The organism is Streptomyces sp. NPDC050636, from assembly GCF_040654775.1.
GTDB lineage: Bacteria > Actinomycetota > Actinomycetes > Streptomycetales > Streptomycetaceae > Streptomyces.
Genome location: NZ_JBFAIP010000118.1, coordinates 1 through 17,499 on the forward strand (window position 1 = coordinate 1; position 17,499 = coordinate 17,499).

Here is a 17,499-nt window from a genome sequence, read left to right on the forward strand (position 1 = left end):
GACAGCGGGCGGATGCGTCCGCTGTCTGCGGATGCGTCCGCGCGCGCTCAGACCCGTACCGGCACGGACAGGAAGTCCCGCAGCGGCACCGACCGGCGGCGTACCGGCGGGCCGGCCAGGGCGAGCCCGGGCAGGGACGTCGCGATCGCCGTGAGCACGGCCGCCATCTCCATCCGGGCCAGGTTCACGCCCAGGCAGTGGTGAATGCCCGTCGCGAAGGCCAGGGAACGCGGATTCTCCCGGAACGGATCGAACCGGTCCGGATCCGGGTTCACTTCGGGGTCGCGGTTGGCGGCGCCGAAGAGAAGCCGGATCTGGGCGCCCGCAGGGACGGTGAAGCCGCCGAAGTCGGTGTCCCGGGCGGCGAACCGGAAGCCGGTCGAGATCTGCCCGGCCACATCCCACCGCAGGACCTCGTCGACGAAGCGCAGCGCGTCCTCATACCGCTGGAGGCTCTGCCGGTGCTCCGGGTGCGCCAGGAGCGTGAGCACGCAGATGTCGATCGCCGTGGCCGCCGTTTCGAAGCCGGCGGCCCACAGCGTGAAGAGCATGGTCCGCAGCTCGTCGTCGGTGAGCCGGTCCCCGTCCTGCTCCCCGATCGCCACCAGCGCCGAGATGAGGTCGTCCCGCGGCTCCTTGCGACGGGCCTCCACCACCTGCCACAGACAGTCGCCCAGCTCGTGGAACGCCTGGTCGGCGTCGGCCATGGCCGCGTGGTCAGCCGCCGGATCGATGACATTGATCATCCTGGGCACCAGGTCGGCGAGCCGCTGCCGGTCCTCCTCGGGGACCCCCAGCAGCTGCGCGACGACATGCAGCGGCACGGGCACCGCCAGCACGCTGTGCAGGTCCACCGTTCCGCCCCGCTCGCCCCGCGCCGCGACCTCCGCGACGAGTCCCGCCGCGATCCGGTCCACATCGGGCTTGAGCGCCTCGATCCGGCGCGGGGTGAAGGCCCTGGCCACCAGCCGGCGCAGCCGGGTGTGGTCCGGCGGATTCCGGTTGACGACCGAGGTCAGCAGCACCCGGTACGCCTCGTGCTCACCGGCCTGCGGCAGCATCCGCATCAAGTCGGACTCCGCCGCGGCGGGGAAGTCCGCGGGGTTCCTCAGGACCCGCTCGCAGTCGGCGTACCGGGTCAGCACATACGCCCCCAGCGCTTCGCTGAAGTACACCGGTGCGTGCGTCCGCAGCCAGGCGTACAGGGGGTACGGATCATCCAGCCCCGGGGCGAGGATCCGCGCCATGGCGCTCGCCGCCTCCGCTTCGATGGGGTTCTCATCCGTCAGGGCCGTCATCGCATCATTCCTCTCTGGCGTGCCGCGTCGAGCGGCATCCGCCAGCCTGACCTCAGGTGCTTGAGGCGCTGTCGAGCCGGGCTCAAGGAACCCCCGGAAGACTCCACCGGAGAACCGGATTCCGAAGGAAGGCGGGCACCATGCCGGACGTGCCGCACGACCAGGTCCACTCCGTACGCGGTCCCGTCGCGGCCGCCGACCTCGGAGCGACCCTCGTCCACGAGCATGTCTTCGTGCTCAGCCCGGAGATGCGGAACAACCTGCCGCATCCGCCCGACGCCGAGCGCCTGGTCGACCACGCCGTGTCGGTCCTCGCCGAGGCCGGGCGGGCCGGCGTGGGCAGCGTGGTCGACGGCACCATCATCGGCCAGGGCCGTGATGTGGCGCTGGTCGAGCGGGTCGCCGAGCGGACCAACGTCCATCTGCTGGTCGCGACGGGCGTGTACGTCCATGAGGAACTGCCCGGTTGGTTCCGCCATCGCGCGCCACGCGGCGCCGACGCCACCGACGTACTCACAGAGATCTTTCTGCGCGATATCCGCACCGGCGTCGGGGCGACCTCGGTCCGTGCCGCCATGGTCAAGTGCACCTTGGACACCCCGGAGCCCAGCCCCGACGGACTGCGCGCGATCCGGGCCGCCGCACAGGCCCAGCGGGAGACCGGAGTGCCGGTCATCTCGCACTGCGAGGCACGGACCGCCACCGGACTGCGGCTGGCCAAGGAACTCACCGGCCTGGGCGTGCCCCCCGAGCGGATCCTGATCGGCCACAGCGGGGACACCGACGACCTGGACTATCTGGAGCGCCTGCTCGGCGAGGGGGTGAACCTCGGCATGGACCGGTTCGGGTACGACTTCCTCCTTCCGCACGCGAAGCGGGTGGGCGTCGTCGCCGAACTGTGCCGCCGGGGCTACGCGGACCAGCTCTTCCTGGGACATGACGCCCCATGCTTCATCGACTGGTTCCAGGACGAACCGGGAGACCGGGCGCTGCCCGGCGGCATCACCACGGTGCACCGGCGCGTCGTACCGGAACTGCGGGAACTCGGCGTCCCCGACGCGGATGTCCGGCGGATGCTGACCGGCAACCCGCGAAGGCTGTTCACCCCGGCTGTGCCGACGCGGCCCGAGTGAGGTCGAGGGTCGCCTGCGCCCCGCCCCCCGGCAGGTTCTCGTACGTCACCTCGGCGCCGAGCACCCGCGCCTGGCCGTCGACGATGGTCAGGCCCAGGCCGATGCCGGTGCCGCGTTCGCGGGCGCCGGTACGGAAGCGCTGCGGGCCCTGGGCCAGCAGGTCGGCGGGGAAGCCGGGGCCCTGGTCCCGTACCCGTACCGCGGTGCCGTCGGCTTCCACCACGACCGGCGGGGCGCCGTGGCGGCGGGCGTTGGCGACCAGGTTGGCCAGGATGCGCTCGACCCGGCGGGGGTCGGTTTCCACCACGGCTTCGCCGCGTACCTCCACTTCGACCTCGCCGCCGGCCAGCGCGGCGGCCCGGTGGGCCAGCGCGCTCAGCAGTACCTCCTCACGCTGCGCCTGCTCGACGCCCGGTACGTCCAGGCGGGCCACCTCAAGGACGTCTTCCACCAGGTTGCGCAGCGTGTCCACGCCGCCTCGGACCAGCTCGGTCGGGCGGCCGGGCGGGAGGAGACCGACGGCGGTCACCAGGCCGGCCACGGGCGTGCGCAGTTCGTGGGCGATGTCGGCGGTGACGCGGCGCTCGGCCTCCAGGCGGGCGCTCAGGGCGTCGGCCATGGTGTTGACGGCGGCGCCGAGCCGGGCGATCTCGTCCTTGCCCCTGGGCCGGACCCGGGCGGTCAGATCGCCGTCCGCGATCTGCTGCGCGGTACGCGCGGAGGCGCCGATACGCCGCCCCAGACCGATCACCACGATGGTGCTCAGCACACAGCCGAGCGCGGCGACGGTCGCGCCGGAGCCGATCAGCACCCGGTCGAGATCGGCGAGGGCACGGGCCTGCGGAGCGTAGGAGCGCCGGACGGCGACGATGTCGTGGTCGCTGCGGGTGGCGGCCCACATCACCGCGTCGGCGGAGCCGCCGGGGGTGTGGAGGTAGGTGGCGCGCACGGGGCGGTCGGTGATGGCTCTGCGCAGCGGGGCGGGCAGGTTCGAGGGGTTGATCAGGGCACCGGTGTCCGTTCCCGAGGCGTATTCGCTCACCGACTCGACGAGCTTCGCGTCGATCACGCGGGCGGCGTTCTCCCGCTGGTCCTCGGCGGTGCGCTGGTGCACCAGAAGCCCGATGAGCGTGGCGACGATCGCGGTTCCGGCGATGACCAGGGCGGCCGTGGTGCGCAGTCCCATGGCGGTCAGGGCACCAGCTTGTAGCCGAAGCCGCGGACGGTCGCGATGCGGTCGCGGCCGATCTTGGCGCGGAGCCGTTGCACATGGACGTCGACGACACGGGTGTCGCCGCCCCAGGCGTAGTCCCACACCCGCTCCAGCAGGGCGGTCCGCGAGAGCACCACGCCCGGCTGAGCGGCGAATTCCAGCACCATTTTGCGTTCGGTGGGGGTGAGTTCGAGCAGCCGGCCGTCGAGGCACACCTCAACGGAGGCGGTGTTCACGGTGAGGTCGCCGAAGCGGAGCAGCGTCTCCTCCTCCTGCGGGGCGGCCTGGGCGAAGTCGGCGGCCCGGCGCAGCGCGGAGCGGATCCGGGCGACGAGTACGGGGATGTCGTAGGGCTTGGTCAGGTAGTCGTCGGCGCCGGCCTCAAGGCCGAGGACGACGTCCACCGGGTCGGTGCGGGCGGAGATCATCAGCACCGGCAGCCGGCTCTCCTCGCGGATGCGGCGCACCAGGCTGACTCCGTCGAGGTGGGGCAGCATCACGTCCAGGACGGCGACATCGGGGGCGCGGTCACGGAACTGCGCCAGCCCGGCGTGGCCGTCGGCGGCGGTGCGCACCTGGTATCCGTAGCGCTCCAGGGACAGCTGGGTGGCCTCACGGAGCAGCGGGTCGTCCTCCACGAGCAGCACATCGGTCATCGCTGGCGGTTCCTAGGGCTCGGGGACGGGCAGGCGGACGTTGCGCAGGTCTTCCCCCGTGTCGGCGGGCGGGAGGTGGGCGGACCGTACGGTGGCGCGGGTGTAGTAGGAGACGTTCTCCTGCCGCTCCAGGCGGCTGAGCTCGATGGTGGCCGGATACGGGGAGTCGGTGCACTGGGGGATGCACCAACTGCCGCTCAACTTTCCTGTGGCGACGGCCTTCGGCTTGCCCCAGGACCGCCAGCTCAGCTGGGTGAGCGTGCTGAACTCGGTGAGGCCGATACGCGTCGGGCGGCGCAGCGGGTGGCCCAGGGTGTCGGAGACGTAGACCGGTCCGGCGGCCTGGGTGGGCTTCGGGGCCGGGCCCTCGATGTGCAGCCGGTCGGGGCCGCATCCGACGGTGCCCACGGCCGTCAGCGCCAGCGCGATGACGGTGGCCACGGCCATGGGCTTGTTCATCGGGAGGCGGCGGCCTTTCGGGTCAGCTGGTGGCGAGCGGGCGCTTGCCCTGGAGATCTTCGGAATCGTACGCTCCGGGCTTCCCGGACAGCTTCAGCGTGAAGGTGGAGAAGACCTTCCTGCCGTTCACGGTCTTGGGGTCGGAGAGCGTGACGGTCGCCTTCAGCGGCTTGTCGAGGCAGGTGTCGAGACACCAGGTGCCGGTGACCTTTCCGGTGCCCACGGCCTTCTTCGCGCCCCACTGCTGCCAGCTGACCCCGTTGATCGAGGTGAACTCGGAGAGCACCAGGTTCTTGGGGCTGCGCTCGGCGCGTCCCTTGTCGGCGTTCTCCTCGCCGTAGTGGTTGATGACGTACGGGGAGGTGTCCGTACGGGCGGCGCTCGCGGTGGGGGCGGTGTGCTCCGGGGCGGGTGCGGCGCCGGCCGCCTGGGCGGTGGCGAGCAGACCGAGGGCGGCGGCGCCGGCCAGGGCGGCGGTTATGACGGTCTTCCTGCGGCGGGCGGGGGTCATGGACGTGGTCGTGCTGCGCTTCATGGCTGGCTCCGGTTCGTGTGGATCGGTCGGCGTGTCAGAAGCTATGAGTGACGCTTCTCGGTGGCCTGTCAGCCGTGTAACAGCCGCTCATCGGACGCTGTTACACGACTGAGATGTGGGCCGTCGGACCGGACCGGCCGGCTGAGTTCGTCACTTCAGTCCGCTGAGCATGACGCCGCGGATGTAGTGCTTTTGCAGCAGCAGGAAGAGCAGCAGGATCGGCAGGATGCTGAGGACCAGGCCGGCCATCATGACGGGCACCGTACGGTCGGGGTCGAGGTAGCTCTGCAGCATCTGGATACCGACCGGGAGCGTCATCAGGCGCGGGTTGGCGGTCGAGACGAGCAGCGCCCAGATGTATTCGTTCCAGGCGTTGACGAAGGTGAGCAGGGCGAGGGTGACGACGACCGGTTTGGTCTGGGGCATCACGATGCGCCACCAGACGGTGAATTCACCGGCACCGTCGATACGGGCCGCCTCCAGCATTTCGTCCGGGATCGAGATGATGAACTGCCGCATCAGGAAGATTCCGAATCCTGATACCAGGAAGGGCATGACGAGCGCGGCGAGGCTGACGGTGAGGCCCGCGCCGCCGCGACCGAGCAGGTCGTTGCCGCCGGCACCCGGCCAGTGCACCAGGATCAGGAAGTGCGGGATGAAGAAGATGAAGGGCGGGAACATCATCGTCGAGAGGACCAGGCGGAATACCAGGTCCCGGCCGGGGAACCGGAGTTTGGCGAGCGCATAGCCGGCCAGCGAGGACGTCATGATGATGGAGCCGGTGATGAGCGCGGTGGCGATGACGCTGTTGCGGAAAAGCAGCGGAAGGTTCAACTGCTCTGCCGCATCCCGGTAGTTCGAGAAATCGAAGGCCTCGGGGAGGAAACGGTAGGGAAGCTTGCCGTACTCGCCGGGGCCTTTGAACGAGGTCAGCAGCATGTCGAGGAAGGGCACGAGGGTGAGGACGGCACCGATGCCCACCAGGGCGTACGACGTCCAGGGGAAGCGGCGGCGGATGCGGGCCATTCAGGCGTCCTCTCCCTTGCGGCGGAACAGCCGGAGTTGCGCCATCGTGATCAGCACGATCACCAGGAACAGCACGAACGCGGCGGCGCCGGCGACGCCCCAGTCGCCATACGTGAAGGCCTGTTGGTACATCTCCAGGGCCGCGACGTTGGTCGCATCACCCGGTCCGCCATCGCCCGTCATGACGTTGATGAGGGCGAACGACTGCAGTCCCGTGATGAATTGGGTGATGCAGACGAAGAGAAGGGACGGGCGGAGGAGCGGCAGGGTGATCCGCCAGAAGGTGGTGAATTTGTCCGCGCCGTCCAGCTCGGCGGCCTCGTAATAGGTCTCGGGGATGGACTTCAGGCCGGCGGTGAGGATCAGGATCGCGGTTCCCACGGACGCCCAGGCCTGTACCACCACGACGGACGGGAGTGCCGTATCGGGATCCTGGAGGAAGGCGATGGAGGGGAATCCGAGAGCGTTGAGCACTCCGTTGACCAGGCCGCCCGGTTCGTACATGTACTTCCAGACGTTGCCGACGGCGACCACGGTCGTCACGATCGGGAGGAAGTAGAGCGTCCGCCACATCCCCTGGAAACGGAGGTTGTTGATGCAGTTGGCGATGATGACGGAGCCCGAGAGGGCGATCACCACCGTGCCGACGGCGTAGAGCAGCGTGTTGGTGAGGATGGGAGTCAGGAATGTCGAACCGTGAGCGAAGAGGGCGGTGAAATTGTCCAGACCGACCGGTTCGATATCGGTGAGATGGAATCCGTCCCAGTGCGACTGCGCGAGCAGTACGGCGAACAGCAGCGGCAGGGCCAGAAAGACCGCGAAGAACAGCAGGGTGGGGGTCAGAAACAGATAGGCGATGACGGTCTGCCGCCGCCGGGCCGCGCGGACCGGCCCGCCACCGGCCGAAGCAACACCTCCGGAATCCACACCTCCTGAGGCCACATCTCCTGAGGCCACATCTCCTGAGGCCACATCTCCTGAGGCCACACCCCCCGAGGCCACACCTCCTGAAGCGATACCTCCTGAAGTCATCCCGTCACCTCCCCAGTTCCTGGTCGAGCTGCCTGGCCGCGAGGCGCAGCGCCTCCTCGACCGACTGGCGGCCCGTCCAGACCGTCTCGATGTTCTTCCGCAGCAGCGATTTGGCCCGCTGCGCGCGCGGACCGTTCGGTTCCGGATCGGCGTACCGCAGTGCGTCCAGGAACGGCCCGAGATTCGGGTCGCTGCCGCTGCCGGGCCCCAGCAGCGCCCGCATATCGTCGGCGCGGCCGGTCATCGAACCGACCGAGACCTGAAGCGCGCTCATCCGCGTCACGGAGACCGGCCGGCCCCCGCCGCCTCCCGCCCGTACCGGAATCCTGACGGCATTGAGCCAGCGCAGGAACTCCCAGGCCGCGTCCGGGTGCCGGCTCCTGGTGTTCACGCCGAGCAGGAAACCGGTGGCCAGGGTGCCGCGGTCGGCCGGGGCGAGACCCGGCACCGGAGCCACCCCGACATCGCGGTAGTCCTCGCCCATCAGGTCGCGCAGGACCGCCGTCCACCAGCCCGCGCTGATCGCCATCGCCACCCGGCCGGAGGGAAACGCCTTGGGGAGCATGCTTCCGGAGTCGCTGGCGCCCCGGTCGATCAGCCGGCGCTCCAGATCGAACACGTCCCGCCCGGCGGCTGAGCCGATGGCGGTCCGCCGGCCGTCCGGGGTGAGGAAGGTACCGCCGCGCGCGGCCAGCAGCGCGAGCGTCTGTCCCACCACGGTCGAGTCGTCGAACCGCGACAGCCCGAATCCCTGCACCAGCATGTTGCCGTGGCGGTCGCTCCGGGCGGTGCGGTACGCCATCTCCTCCAGCTCCCGCCACGTACGCGGCGGCCCGGAGAAGCCGGCCGCCCGCAGCAGCCGCTTGTTGTAGAACAGCGCGTACGTCTGCACCTCGGTGGGGTACCCGTAGACGGTCCCGTTCACGGACGACGCCGCGACGGCCGCCGGGGAGAAGTCCCGCCGGATCTGCCGCGCGGCCCCGGGCGACGCCGGCCGCAGCACACCCGCCTGCACCAGCTGCCCCGTCCACAGGCAGTACGGATGGATGATGTCGGCGCCCTGGCCGGCAGCCTGACGCACCATGTACGTGGTGAGCAGATCGGTGAACCTGACTGCCGTCGTACGCACCTTGACGCGCTGATGGGTGGCGTTCCACGCGTCGACGGCACGCTGCAGGGCCGACTTGAGGGGCTCGCTCGCGTAGTGGGAGAGAACGGTGAGAACGACGGGGAAGCCGGGGCGACCACTGCCGTCCTCCGTCCCCCCGCCGTCGTCACCGAGTGCGCTGCATCCGGCGGCCCACAGGGCGGCGGTGGCGCCCACGGCGAACTCACGGCGCCTCATGGCGTCGCCTCCCGCCGCATCACCTCGAAGGTGCGCGTCGTACGGAATCCGGCCCGCCGGTAGACATGGCCCGCCGGACTCCGTTCGCCCGTCCACAGGAACCACGCCCGCCGAGCACCGAGCGCCCGCATCCGTTCCAGCGTCAGATGCAGCAGCACCGTGCCCAGTCCGGTGCCGCGCTGCTCCTCCCGTACACCGAACGGGCCGAACCGCTCGTCCATGCCCTCGTACGCGCCGTGCATCGCCCAGCCCGCCAGCCGCCCCGCCGGATCGCGGGCGATGACGATGCGGTCCAGCGGCGTGCCCGCGGTCAGGCACTGCCGGATCGCCCGCGCCCAGTCAGGGGTGAACTCCTCGCCGGCCAGGCGGACCAGGTCGACGAGGTCGTCGTCGGACGGTGTGCCGAACCGGTACGCCCGCGCCGTCAGGTCGTCGGCGCGCCGCCGCACCTCGGCCGGGATGCGATAGCCGTCCAGGTCGCGGTCCATCGCGATGGCCTCGTACAAGGTCTGGAAGCCGAGGCTGTCCAGGAGGCGTCCGGCCTGCGGATATGCCGTCCGGTCCAGGCCGGGGAGTACGTAGTTGGGGGTGTACGAGGCGAAGTCGACGCGGGTACGTCCGTGCGCGCGCAGCCAGTCGAGGGCATCGGTGAGCAGGTGGCGGCCGATGCCTTCGCGGCGTACCGACGGGTCCACGAAGAAGAAGGGGACCCAGCCCAGGCCCGGCTCCAGGTCGGTGCCCGTCATCGGGACGAGGCGGCGTACGGCATACGCGGCGCCCACCACTCGCCCGTCGAGGACGGCCAGCCGCAGGCCCTCCGGGGCGAAGTTGGGGTCGAGGAGGACCAGGGCGCGGAACCGGGCGGCGGTCATCGCGTCGTCCGGGGCGCTGCGACGCCAGGCCGCCAGCAGCGAGGGGCCGTCACCGGGGCGGAAGGGGCGCAGGGAGGGACTGACCATCGGCTCTCCTGGGGCGGCCGGCGGGGCCGCCGGCTCGGTGGTGACGATGACTCGGTGGTGACGATGACTCGGTGGTGACGATGACCCGGTGATGTCGGGAATGTGCTGACAGCGGCAATGTACCGACCGTGACAACGTACGGACGGCCGCGACTCTTGGTGACGGTGCCCGCGACGCCCATGACGACGCCCATGACGACGCCCGTGACGACGCCGCACGCACGGATGGAGGGCTTGCCCTCCAAGCGCAGATGTGCCGCTCTGACCTGCGGAAAGTCGGCGATAGGGCGGGTGATGCGAGGCAGGTGAGGGTGCTTTCGCGTGGCGGGCGTGGGTGGTTCGGGGCATCTTGAAGGGACCGTTGCATTGCCGGATGGAAGGGCCTTGGCGGGCATGGGGGATATCTGACGCGGGCGTCGGCGTCTGCGGGTGAGTGACCAGGAGGCTCGTCGATGCTGCAGTGTTCGATGCGGATCTCCGCCGCCGGCCTCGCCTTCCTGGTCACGGCGGCAATGTCGTCGTCCGCGGTGGCGGCCGTGCCGGGCGCCCCGGTCGGGCCCGGGACCCTCACCGGGGCGGAGAAGCCGCTGGTGATCGCCCATCGAGGCGCCGCCCAACACGCGCCGGAGAACACGCTCGCCGCGGTGGACGCGGCGCACCGGCGCGGACTCGTATGGGTCGAGAACGATGTGCAGCGCACCAAAGACGGAAAGCTCGTGGTGATACATGACACGACCCTGAGCCGGACGACGGACGCGGAGAAGGTGTTTCCCGGCCGAGCGCCGTGGCGGGTGGGCGACTTCACCCGCGCCGAGATAGCCCGGCTGGACGCCGGGAGCTGGTTCGGGAAGCGGTTCAAGGGGGAGCGGGTGCCGACGCTGGCCGGCTATTTGCACCGTCTGGACCGCAATGACCAGCGGCTGTTGCTGGAGATCAAGGCCCCCAAGCGCTACCCGGGAATCGAGGCGCAGATCGTCCGCGAACTGCGCGCACACGGCTGGCTCGATCGTGCGCATGTCCGGAGCCGGCTCGTCATCCAGAGCTTCTGCGTGGCGTGCATAAAGACCGTGCATGAACTGGTGCCTCAGGTACGTACGGGAATTCTGGGGGAGCCCGGGGTGGACAAACTGGCGCGTTATGCGCGGTTCACCGACCAGATCAACCCCCGGATGTCCGCCGTCAGTTCACGTTGGGTCGAGGCAGTGCACCGGCTGCGCGGCGCGCATGGGCGGCCGTTGGAGATCTATGCGTGGGATGCGGGGAAGGACGGCAGCGCGCGGGGGGCCTCGATGCGGAGAATCGAAGGGGTTATCGCTTAGGCTCCGTTCAGGCCTCGTTGTCTTGATCCCGTCGGTTGTGGAACCGTCACTTGAACCGCTGCTGGCCTGCGCGTTTGCCCCCTTCCGGTGAAGGAGCTGTGGAGGCCGGACGGGTGGCGTGTGGGCTGTGGCAGGCGGGGATTTACGGGATTCCCGCGGCGAGGCTAAGGTGCTCGGGATGTTCGACGCCGCCTCACTCCCCGTAAAAGAACTAAGACGCAGGATTTGGCTTTTGGGTTCCGATTTGCGGCCCGGTGCGGGCCCGCGTTCAGCTCCTCCCCTGGGTTCGTTCCGGGAGGGCCCTTGAACGACTATTTCCCCTCGTACGGCGACCGGCGGGTGCCTCTTCCCCCGCCGCGGCAAGTGCCTAATGATGCGGCGGATTCGGCGCATACGGCCGATTCGGCGTACCCGGCGGATTCGGCGTACGCCGCCGACCGTTCGTGGCAGGCCGCGGCCGGCACCGCGGCGACGGCCACGATAGCCACGCCGGACACCGCCACGAGGACAGCGACGGCCAACCCGCCGTCGTCACAGACGAAACCGGGCGCCGGACCCGCCGCAAGATCGCATGCGAAGCACAAGGCGAGAGGCCACGCAAAGGCGCACGCCAAGGCCGGCGCCCAGGCGAAACCGCGGGACGCTTTCTTCGACAACGCGAAATACCTGGCCATCGTCCTGGTGGCGATGGGCCACTCCTGGGAGCCGCTGCGCGACGGCAGCCGGGCGGCGGCGGCCCTCTACATCACCGTCTACGCCTTCCATATGCCGGCGTTCATCATCATCTCCGGTTATTTCTCCCGGAGTTTCGATATGCGCAAGGACCGGCTGCAGCGGCTGGTCACCGGCATCGCGGTCCCGTACATCCTTTTCGAAGTCGCCTACACCCTCTTCAAAAGGTGGGCGGACGACGATCCGGGCTATCCGATCAGCCTCACGGACCCCTGGTATCTGACGTGGTTCCTGCTGGCGCTGTTCATCTGGCGGCTGACCACCCCGCTGTGGAAAATCGTGCGCTGGCCGCTTCCGCTCGCGCTGTCCATCGCGGTACTCGCGTCACTGTCCCCCCAGATCGGCAATGACCTGGACCTTCAGCGGACGCTGCAGTTCCTGCCGTTCTTCGTGGTCGGCCTCTGCCTGAAGCCGGAGCACTTCAAGCTCGTACGCCGTCGCCAGGCGCGGATCGCAGCGGTGCCCGTCTTCGCCGTCGCGCTGGTCTTCGCGTACTGGGCGGCGCCGCGGATGAATGCCGCATGGTTCTACCACCGCGACAGCGCGCAGGAACTGGCCGCCCCGTGGTGGAGCGGCGGGGTGATGACGCTCGCCATGTTCGGCTGCTCGATGGTGCTGGTGGCCTGCTTCTTCGCCTGGATTCCGGGGCGCACGATGTGGTGCACGGCGCTGGGCGCGGGCACCCTGTACGGCTACCTGCTGCACGGATTCCTCGCCAAGGGCTCGCGGTTCTGGGACTGGTACGAGAACCCGTGGATGCACACGCCGTGGGGCGCGGTGCTGCTGACACTGATCGCCGGGACCGTCGTCACGGTGCTGTGCACACCGCCTGTCCAGCGGATGTTCCGCTTTGCGATGGAGCCCAAGATGACATGGGCGTTCAAGAAGGACCCGGTGGGGACGGCCCGCGGCCGGAACTGAGCCGCACGGGCGCCGAGCGTTCCAGGGGCACCCGCCCTACCGGAAGAACCGGTGGGGCGGGTGCCCCTGGTGCATAGGGACATAGGACTTACTCGTCTGGGTCTTGAGGGCGGCGGACCGTAGGGCCAACAGCCGATCGCGGTGCCGTACGACGTCTCCTAAGCTCCTGGAGGAGACCAGTCCGGATGAGCTCTGCCAGGGCAGAGGATAGGAAGAAAGCGCGATGCCCGATCCCATGCCCAATTCGATGCCCGATTCCGCATCCGATTCCATACCCGAGTTGATGCCCGGTTCCGTGGCCGGTTCTGTGCCCGATTCCGTGGCCGGTTCTGTGACCGGTTCTGTTTGGGGCGGGGACCGGCTGGACCTCGACGCCTACCTTGCCCGCATCGGCTACGAGGGTGATCGCACGCCCACCCTGGAGACGCTGCGAAAACTGCATGCCGCGCATTCCGCGTCGATCGGTTTCGAGAACATCGACATCGTCCTCGGCCACCCCATTCCGCTGGAACTGGACGCGCTTCAGTCCAAGATGGTCGAGCGGGGCCGTGGCGGCTACTGCTATGAGCACAACCTGCTCTACGCCGCCGCGTTGGAGCGGCTCGGCTTCAAGGTCTCCGGCCTCGGCGCCCGGATCCGGATGGGCGACGACCGCCTCCGCGCGGTGACACACGCGCTGCTGAAGGCCGAGGTGGACGGCGAGGACTGGCTCACCGACGTCGGCTTCGGCGGCGAGGCGCTGCTCGAACCGCTTCCGCTGCGGGATGGCTTTGAAGCGCGCCAGGGCGGCTGGACGTTCGGCCTGGCATACGAGAAGGACACCGCGGCATGGGTGCTGCGGTCACTCCACGAAGACGGCTGGTTCGACCTGTACGCCTTCGGGGCGGAGCGGCGCTTTCCGGTCGACTACACCGTCTTCAACCACTACATCTCAACTCACCCGCGCTCCCCGTTCACCGGCCAGCTGGTCGTGCAGCGCCCCGGCCCCGAGCTGCGCAGGACGTTGATCGGCCGGGAGCTCACCCGGACCCGCCCGGACTGGTCGCGCGAGGTGCGCGAGGTCGCGCCGGAGGAGATCCCGGGGCTGCTGGACGCGGAGTTCGGGATCGCCCTGTCCACGGAGGACGCCGAGGCACTGGTGGCGTTCCACCGTTAGGCGGCGTCCCGCCGATCACGCGATGAACCAGCCGATCACGTGGTGAGCGACGGGGTTATGTGGTGAGCGACGGGGTCACGTGGTGAACTACCCGATCACGTGGTGAACCACGGGGTCACGTGGTGAGCGACGGGTCACGTTGTGGTCCACGGGCTCGCTGCGTTGTGGTCCTCACGTTGTGGTCCACGGGCTCGCGTTGTGGTCCACACGTTGTGATCCACGGGTCATGTTGTGGTCCACGGGAACATCCGCCCAGCGCCCCGGTGTTGTGGCCCTGCAGGGGGCCCTCGCATCCCCTACGGGACTTGTTCGCCCCCGCCCTAGGGGACCCCGGGGCGTGGTGCGCCCGTGGCCCGCTAACGGACGACCGCGATGCCTTCGATCTCGACCAGGGCCGCCTCGTCCCACAGCCGGGTGGCGCCGATGACGGCCATGGCCGGGAAGTCACCGCCGACCAGACGCTTCCACACCTGGCCGAGGTCCCGCGCGTGCCGCCGGTAGTCGGCGACATCGACGGCGAAGACGGTGAGCTTGGCGAGGTCGGACGGGCCGGCGCCGGACGCCGCGGCCGCCTCCAGGAGGTTGGTCAGCGCCCGCTCGAACTGCTCGACGATGCCGTCGCCGACGATCCGTCCCGAACCGTCGAGGGCGGTCTGCCCGGCGAGGAAGACCATGCTGCCGGACGCGGCGCGAACGGCATGGCTGAATCCGGTCGGCGGCGCCAGATGGGGCGGGTTGATGCGTTCCAGCCCGGGGCGGGCGCCGACGGTCCCGCCGGTCTCGCCCATCTCATCCATCATCGCCGCTGACTCCCCTCCGCCGCCAACTCGTACCGCACGCCCAGCGATTGAAGCGCGTCCTGCTCCTCCTGGGGAAGCAGATCGTCGGAGATGACGAGATCGAAGTCGGCGAGCGGCGCCAGTTCGTAGAGCGCCTGGCGGCCGAACTTGGAGTGGTCCACGAGCAGCACCTTGCGCCGGGCCGCGGCCATCAGCGCGCGCTTGACCAGGACGTTCTCCTGCGCCTGGTGATAGCAGTGGCCGTTATCGACCGCAGAGGTGGAGAGGAAGGCGACATCGGCGCGGAAGCTGCGCGCGATGTCGGCGGTGGACATGCCGAGGAAGGCGTTGAACGCGGCGTGGTACTCGCCGCCCAGCGCGATCACCCGGATGTCGGGCTCCTCGGCCAGCTCGTTGATGACCTGGAGGGAGTTGGTGATGACGGTGTAGGCGCCGCGCGAGGAGAGCGCGCGGGCCAGCGGCAGCGCCGTACTGGAGTCGTCGATGATCACGGCCTGGCCGGGCTCGGCCATGGCCAGCGCGGCCGCGCAGATGGCCTCCTTCGCCGCCACCTGCTCGGCGCCGCGCCAGCGCGCGGTGGACTCGAACAGCGCGTTGGGCGTGGCCGTCGCCCCACCGCGCACCTTTCGCAGCCAGCCCTGATGCTCCAGGGTGTCCAGGTCGCGGTGGACCGTCATCTGGCTGACGCCGAGCTCCTGGACCAGTTCTTCGATCGTCACCTGGCCATCGGCCAGCAACCGGTCGGTGATCCGCTTCCGGCGGTCCTTGGGGCTCAGCTTGGCGACCGACGCATCATTCGCGACCGAGACATCGGCAGCCCCTTCGGTGTCGGTCAACGCTGGTCCCTTCCCGGATCGGATATCGGCCGCCCGTCTGCCGTCGGCCCCCTACCCGGGGAGTTTAGGCCGTGCCCGGCGGGGCGTCGCGGGCCGCGACGGTCCTGGGCTGGGCCCCTCCCCCCTCCCCCCTCCCCCTCCCGCCCCGCCACCGCCGCCGCTCTCCGCCCCGCCCTCCGCCACCTCTGCCGTTCTCCGCCACCCGCGCTGCGTTCTCTTCCTCTCCCTCCCCCTCCCAGCCGGCCCCTCGCCTCGTCTTCCTTCTCGTCTTCCTTCTCGTCCTCCGCCCGGCTCTACGGCTGGGCCGCGGCGGCCATCGCCGCCGCCACCGGTTCGCGCCCGTCCAGCGTGCCCTGGGCGGCGTATGGCCGGAAGCGCACAAACGCCGCTTCGTGGTGGAACGGCTCAGCCTGGTGCTCCTTGATCACCTCCTTGTGCTCGTTGGGTGCCTCCTCGCTCTCGGGTCGCGCGGTGCCATATGCGTAACGGCTCATCTCCGTCACGCTCCGCCATATCGAGAAGGTGGCGACGAAACGGGGCGGTCTGGCCAGGGCTATCGAGGCGACCAGCGATGGATCGGCCGCGGCCCGGCCGGAGGCCGCGGAGTTGGCGCGCAGGAACGGCACCGCGCGGCGCAGCCGCAGCCTTCCGAGAGTGAGGACGGCGACCGGCCCGTCCGCGTCGTCGATCCCGGGGCCGGGTTCGATTTCGACCGGCATCGGACTCCACGAGCCCGCGACCCGTAGCGGCTGGAGGCGGACGTGCCAGCCGCCGGCCAGACGTCGGGCCGGCGCATCCTCGGCGAGGAAACGGTCGAGGGCCGCGTCGTCCTCCCACGCGGCGATCAGGGCGGCCCGGCCGGGGCGCAGCTTGGGCAGGCCCGCCGCGATGCCGCCGGTGAGGGTGGTCTCGGCATAGCGGAGGCCGGGGGTGTCGCCCGGCCGCGGGCGGTCCCGGAGGACGGCGCACGCGGAGCGGACGCCGATGTCGGCGAGATGTAGGGAAACGATCACGTCAGGGCCCCCGTATCTTGGTCCCACTCGAGTTACTTGTGCGTATACCAAGCGGTACACGAGTTAGTATCCTTCATCGCAGGCTTGCCTGCCAGCCGAAATCGTGTGCCGAATCAAGCCAGATTTCCTGAGTCACACAGCCTGAGAGAGCCCACGCGAGGACCACACGAGACGCTCACGAGAGACCGCATGGACAGACCGCATGGACAGGCCGCATGGACAGGCCGCATGGACAGACCGCATGGAGAGACCGCATGAGGGAGCCCGAGACCGCATGAGTGAGATCGACCGGAGCCGTGCCGCCCGCGCCGAGGCCCGTACGCGTATCGAGGACGCCGCCGCCCGGCTCTTCGCGGAGCGTGGCTTTGCGGGCACCACCATCGGAGAGATCGCCGCCGAAGCCGGTCTGAGCAAGCCGATGCTCTACCGTCACTTCGACTCGAAGCAGGAGCTGCACCTCGCCCTGCTGGAGCGGCACCGCGACGAGCTGGCCGCCGCCCCCATCCGTGAACTGCTGCACGGCGAAGGGGATTTGAGCACCCGGATGCGGGCGATGTACGACGCCTGGTTCGCGTATGTGGAGACCCATCCGTACACCTGGCGCATGATGTTCCGCGACACCACCGGGGACGCGGAGGTGCAGGCGTTCCACCACGAACTGCAGCGCAGACAGCGGGAGACCGATATGGCGCTGCTCCGCGAGTTCGTGCCCGGCATGCCCGAGGCCGAGCTGGAGCCGCTGGGCGAGGCGATCCGCAGCTCCCTGTACGGGCTCGCCCTCTGGTGGCTGGACCGGCCCGACCGGCCGCGCGAGCTGCTCGTGGCGGCGATGGTGCGGATCACCCGTGGCCTGATCTCGACTGTCGACGTCCCGCCCGGAACGCCGGACGGGACAACGAACTAGCAGGCGGCGGGCAGCGGGCTGTCCTCAGCCCGCTGTACCTACCTAGCTACCTACCTAGAGCTATCTACTGACCTGAGTCGGAGATTCTCCGACAGTAGGCGGCGACTTTGTCGAGGATCTCGTCGGCGGTCTTCGTCCAGACGAAGGGTCTGGGGTGTTCGTT

At 69.6% G+C, this 17,499-nt stretch carries 17 protein-coding genes; 5 read left to right on the plus strand and 12 right to left on the minus strand.

Features of this window, described 5'->3' with window-relative positions; genetic code table 11:
- Window positions 1-47: 47 nt before the first annotated feature.
- Window positions 48-1,298 carry a cytochrome P450 gene (locus AB0I10_RS36335; protein ID WP_363157010.1) on the minus strand — a complete coding sequence of 417 codons (1,251 nt, stop codon included), beginning with the start codon at window positions 1,296-1,298 and terminating at the stop codon, window positions 48-50.
- A 140-nt stretch (window positions 1,299-1,438) separates the two neighbouring features.
- Between AB0I10_RS36335 and AB0I10_RS36340 the strand changes: the two genes are divergently transcribed.
- Window positions 1,439-2,431 carry a phosphotriesterase-related protein gene (locus AB0I10_RS36340; RefSeq protein WP_363157012.1) on the plus strand — a complete coding sequence of 331 codons (993 nt, stop codon included), beginning with the start codon at window positions 1,439-1,441 and terminating at the stop codon, window positions 2,429-2,431.
- Here the strand turns inward: AB0I10_RS36340 and AB0I10_RS36345 are convergent.
- The 8 genes from AB0I10_RS36345 to AB0I10_RS36380 all read right to left on the minus strand — a co-directional run bounded on the left by AB0I10_RS36345 (window position 2,400) and on the right by AB0I10_RS36380 (window position 9,656).
- Window positions 2,400-3,617: a HAMP domain-containing sensor histidine kinase gene (locus AB0I10_RS36345; protein ID WP_363157013.1), complete on the minus strand. Its 1,218-nt coding sequence runs from the start codon at window positions 3,615-3,617 to the stop codon at window positions 2,400-2,402. The two genes, AB0I10_RS36340 and AB0I10_RS36345, sit on opposite strands and share 32 nt — an antisense overlap.
- Window positions 3,618-3,622: 5 nt before the next feature.
- Window positions 3,623-4,300: a two-component system response regulator CseB gene (gene cseB, locus AB0I10_RS36350; RefSeq protein WP_363157014.1), complete on the minus strand. Its 678-nt coding sequence runs from the start codon at window positions 4,298-4,300 to the stop codon at window positions 3,623-3,625.
- Window positions 4,301-4,312: 12 nt separating this feature from the next.
- Window positions 4,313-4,759: a hypothetical protein gene (locus AB0I10_RS36355; RefSeq protein WP_363157015.1), complete on the minus strand. Its 447-nt coding sequence runs from the start codon at window positions 4,757-4,759 to the stop codon at window positions 4,313-4,315.
- A 22-nt stretch (window positions 4,760-4,781) separates the two neighbouring features.
- Window positions 4,782-5,294: a hypothetical protein gene (locus AB0I10_RS36360; RefSeq protein WP_363157016.1), complete on the minus strand. Its 513-nt coding sequence runs from the start codon at window positions 5,292-5,294 to the stop codon at window positions 4,782-4,784.
- 150 nt (window positions 5,295-5,444) lie between these two features.
- Complete coding sequence (locus tag AB0I10_RS36365) at window positions 5,445-6,320, minus strand: carbohydrate ABC transporter permease (protein WP_363157017.1); 876 nt, start codon at window positions 6,318-6,320, stop codon at window positions 5,445-5,447.
- Window positions 6,321-7,247, minus strand: a complete 927-nt coding sequence (locus AB0I10_RS36370) for a sugar ABC transporter permease (RefSeq protein WP_363157018.1) — start codon at window positions 7,245-7,247, stop codon at window positions 6,321-6,323.
- Between the two features lie 109 nt (window positions 7,248-7,356).
- Entirely contained in the window at window positions 7,357-8,697 is a 1,341-nt protein-coding gene (locus tag AB0I10_RS36375; RefSeq protein ID WP_363157019.1) for an extracellular solute-binding protein, read from the minus strand.
- Complete coding sequence (locus AB0I10_RS36380; protein WP_363157020.1) at window positions 8,694-9,656, minus strand: GNAT family N-acetyltransferase; 963 nt, start codon at window positions 9,654-9,656, stop codon at window positions 8,694-8,696. The genes AB0I10_RS36375 and AB0I10_RS36380 overlap by 4 nt, the downstream gene beginning before the upstream one ends.
- A 451-nt stretch (window positions 9,657-10,107) precedes the next feature.
- Here AB0I10_RS36380 and AB0I10_RS36385 point away from each other — a divergent pair, with 451 nt between their 5' ends.
- From AB0I10_RS36385 to AB0I10_RS36395, 3 genes are all read left to right on the plus strand, one after another.
- Entirely contained in the window at window positions 10,108-10,974 is an 867-nt protein-coding gene (locus AB0I10_RS36385; RefSeq protein ID WP_363157021.1) for a glycerophosphodiester phosphodiesterase family protein, read from the plus strand.
- Window positions 10,975-11,337: 363 nt separating this feature from the next.
- On the plus strand, window positions 11,338-12,627 hold the full coding sequence (locus AB0I10_RS36390; RefSeq protein WP_363157022.1) for an acyltransferase family protein: 1,290 nt from the start codon (window positions 11,338-11,340) through the stop codon (window positions 12,625-12,627).
- A gap of 331 nt (window positions 12,628-12,958) precedes the next feature.
- Window positions 12,959-13,783 (plus strand): arylamine N-acetyltransferase, encoded by an 825-nt coding sequence (locus AB0I10_RS36395; RefSeq protein ID WP_363157023.1) that lies wholly within the window; start codon window positions 12,959-12,961, stop codon window positions 13,781-13,783.
- Between the two features lie 356 nt (window positions 13,784-14,139).
- Here AB0I10_RS36395 and AB0I10_RS36400 read toward each other — a convergent pair whose 3' ends face one another.
- The 3 genes from AB0I10_RS36400 to AB0I10_RS36410 form a co-directional block, all read right to left on the minus strand.
- Window positions 14,140-14,583: a RidA family protein gene (locus AB0I10_RS36400; protein WP_363157024.1), complete on the minus strand. Its 444-nt coding sequence runs from the start codon at window positions 14,581-14,583 to the stop codon at window positions 14,140-14,142.
- The gene (locus AB0I10_RS36405; RefSeq protein WP_363157025.1) at window positions 14,580-15,419 is read right to left on the minus strand and encodes a DeoR/GlpR family DNA-binding transcription regulator; all 840 of its coding nucleotides are present in this window, start codon (window positions 15,417-15,419) and stop codon (window positions 14,580-14,582) included. Before AB0I10_RS36405 ends, AB0I10_RS36400 begins: the two co-directional genes overlap by 4 nt.
- Window positions 15,420-15,712: 293 nt before the next feature.
- Window positions 15,713-16,432 carry a spheroidene monooxygenase gene (locus tag AB0I10_RS36410; protein WP_363157026.1) on the minus strand — a complete coding sequence of 240 codons (720 nt, stop codon included), beginning with the start codon at window positions 16,430-16,432 and terminating at the stop codon, window positions 15,713-15,715.
- Window positions 16,433-16,706: 274 nt separating this feature from the next.
- Between AB0I10_RS36410 and AB0I10_RS36415 the strand changes: the two genes are divergently transcribed.
- Complete coding sequence (locus AB0I10_RS36415; protein ID WP_363157027.1) at window positions 16,707-17,336, plus strand: TetR/AcrR family transcriptional regulator; 630 nt, start codon at window positions 16,707-16,709, stop codon at window positions 17,334-17,336.
- Window positions 17,337-17,499 lie beyond the last annotated feature (163 nt).

Bases quoted from the DNA above. Each gene is read 5' to 3' on its own strand.
- AB0I10_RS36335 (WP_363157010.1), bottom strand. From the start codon at position 1,298: ATGACGGCCCTGACGGATGAGAACCCCATCGAAGCGGAGGCGGCGAGC.
- AB0I10_RS36340 (WP_363157012.1), top strand. From the start codon at position 1,439: ATGCCGGACGTGCCGCACGACCAGGTCCACTCCGTACGCGGTCCCGTC.
- AB0I10_RS36345 (WP_363157013.1), bottom strand. From the start codon at position 3,617: ATGGGACTGCGCACCACGGCCGCCCTGGTCATCGCCGGAACCGCGATC.
- cseB (WP_363157014.1), bottom strand. From the start codon at position 4,300: ATGACCGATGTGCTGCTCGTGGAGGACGACCCGCTGCTCCGTGAGGCC.
- AB0I10_RS36355 (WP_363157015.1), bottom strand. From the start codon at position 4,759: ATGAACAAGCCCATGGCCGTGGCCACCGTCATCGCGCTGGCGCTGACG.
- AB0I10_RS36360 (WP_363157016.1), bottom strand. From the start codon at position 5,294: ATGAAGCGCAGCACGACCACGTCCATGACCCCCGCCCGCCGCAGGAAG.
- AB0I10_RS36365 (WP_363157017.1), bottom strand. From the start codon at position 6,320: ATGGCCCGCATCCGCCGCCGCTTCCCCTGGACGTCGTACGCCCTGGTG.
- AB0I10_RS36375 (WP_363157019.1), bottom strand. From the start codon at position 8,697: ATGAGGCGCCGTGAGTTCGCCGTGGGCGCCACCGCCGCCCTGTGGGCC.
- AB0I10_RS36380 (WP_363157020.1), bottom strand. From the start codon at position 9,656: ATGGTCAGTCCCTCCCTGCGCCCCTTCCGCCCCGGTGACGGCCCCTCG.
- AB0I10_RS36385 (WP_363157021.1), top strand. From the start codon at position 10,108: ATGCTGCAGTGTTCGATGCGGATCTCCGCCGCCGGCCTCGCCTTCCTG.
- AB0I10_RS36400 (WP_363157024.1), bottom strand. From the start codon at position 14,583: ATGATGGATGAGATGGGCGAGACCGGCGGGACCGTCGGCGCCCGCCCC.
- AB0I10_RS36415 (WP_363157027.1), top strand. From the start codon at position 16,707: ATGAGTGAGATCGACCGGAGCCGTGCCGCCCGCGCCGAGGCCCGTACG.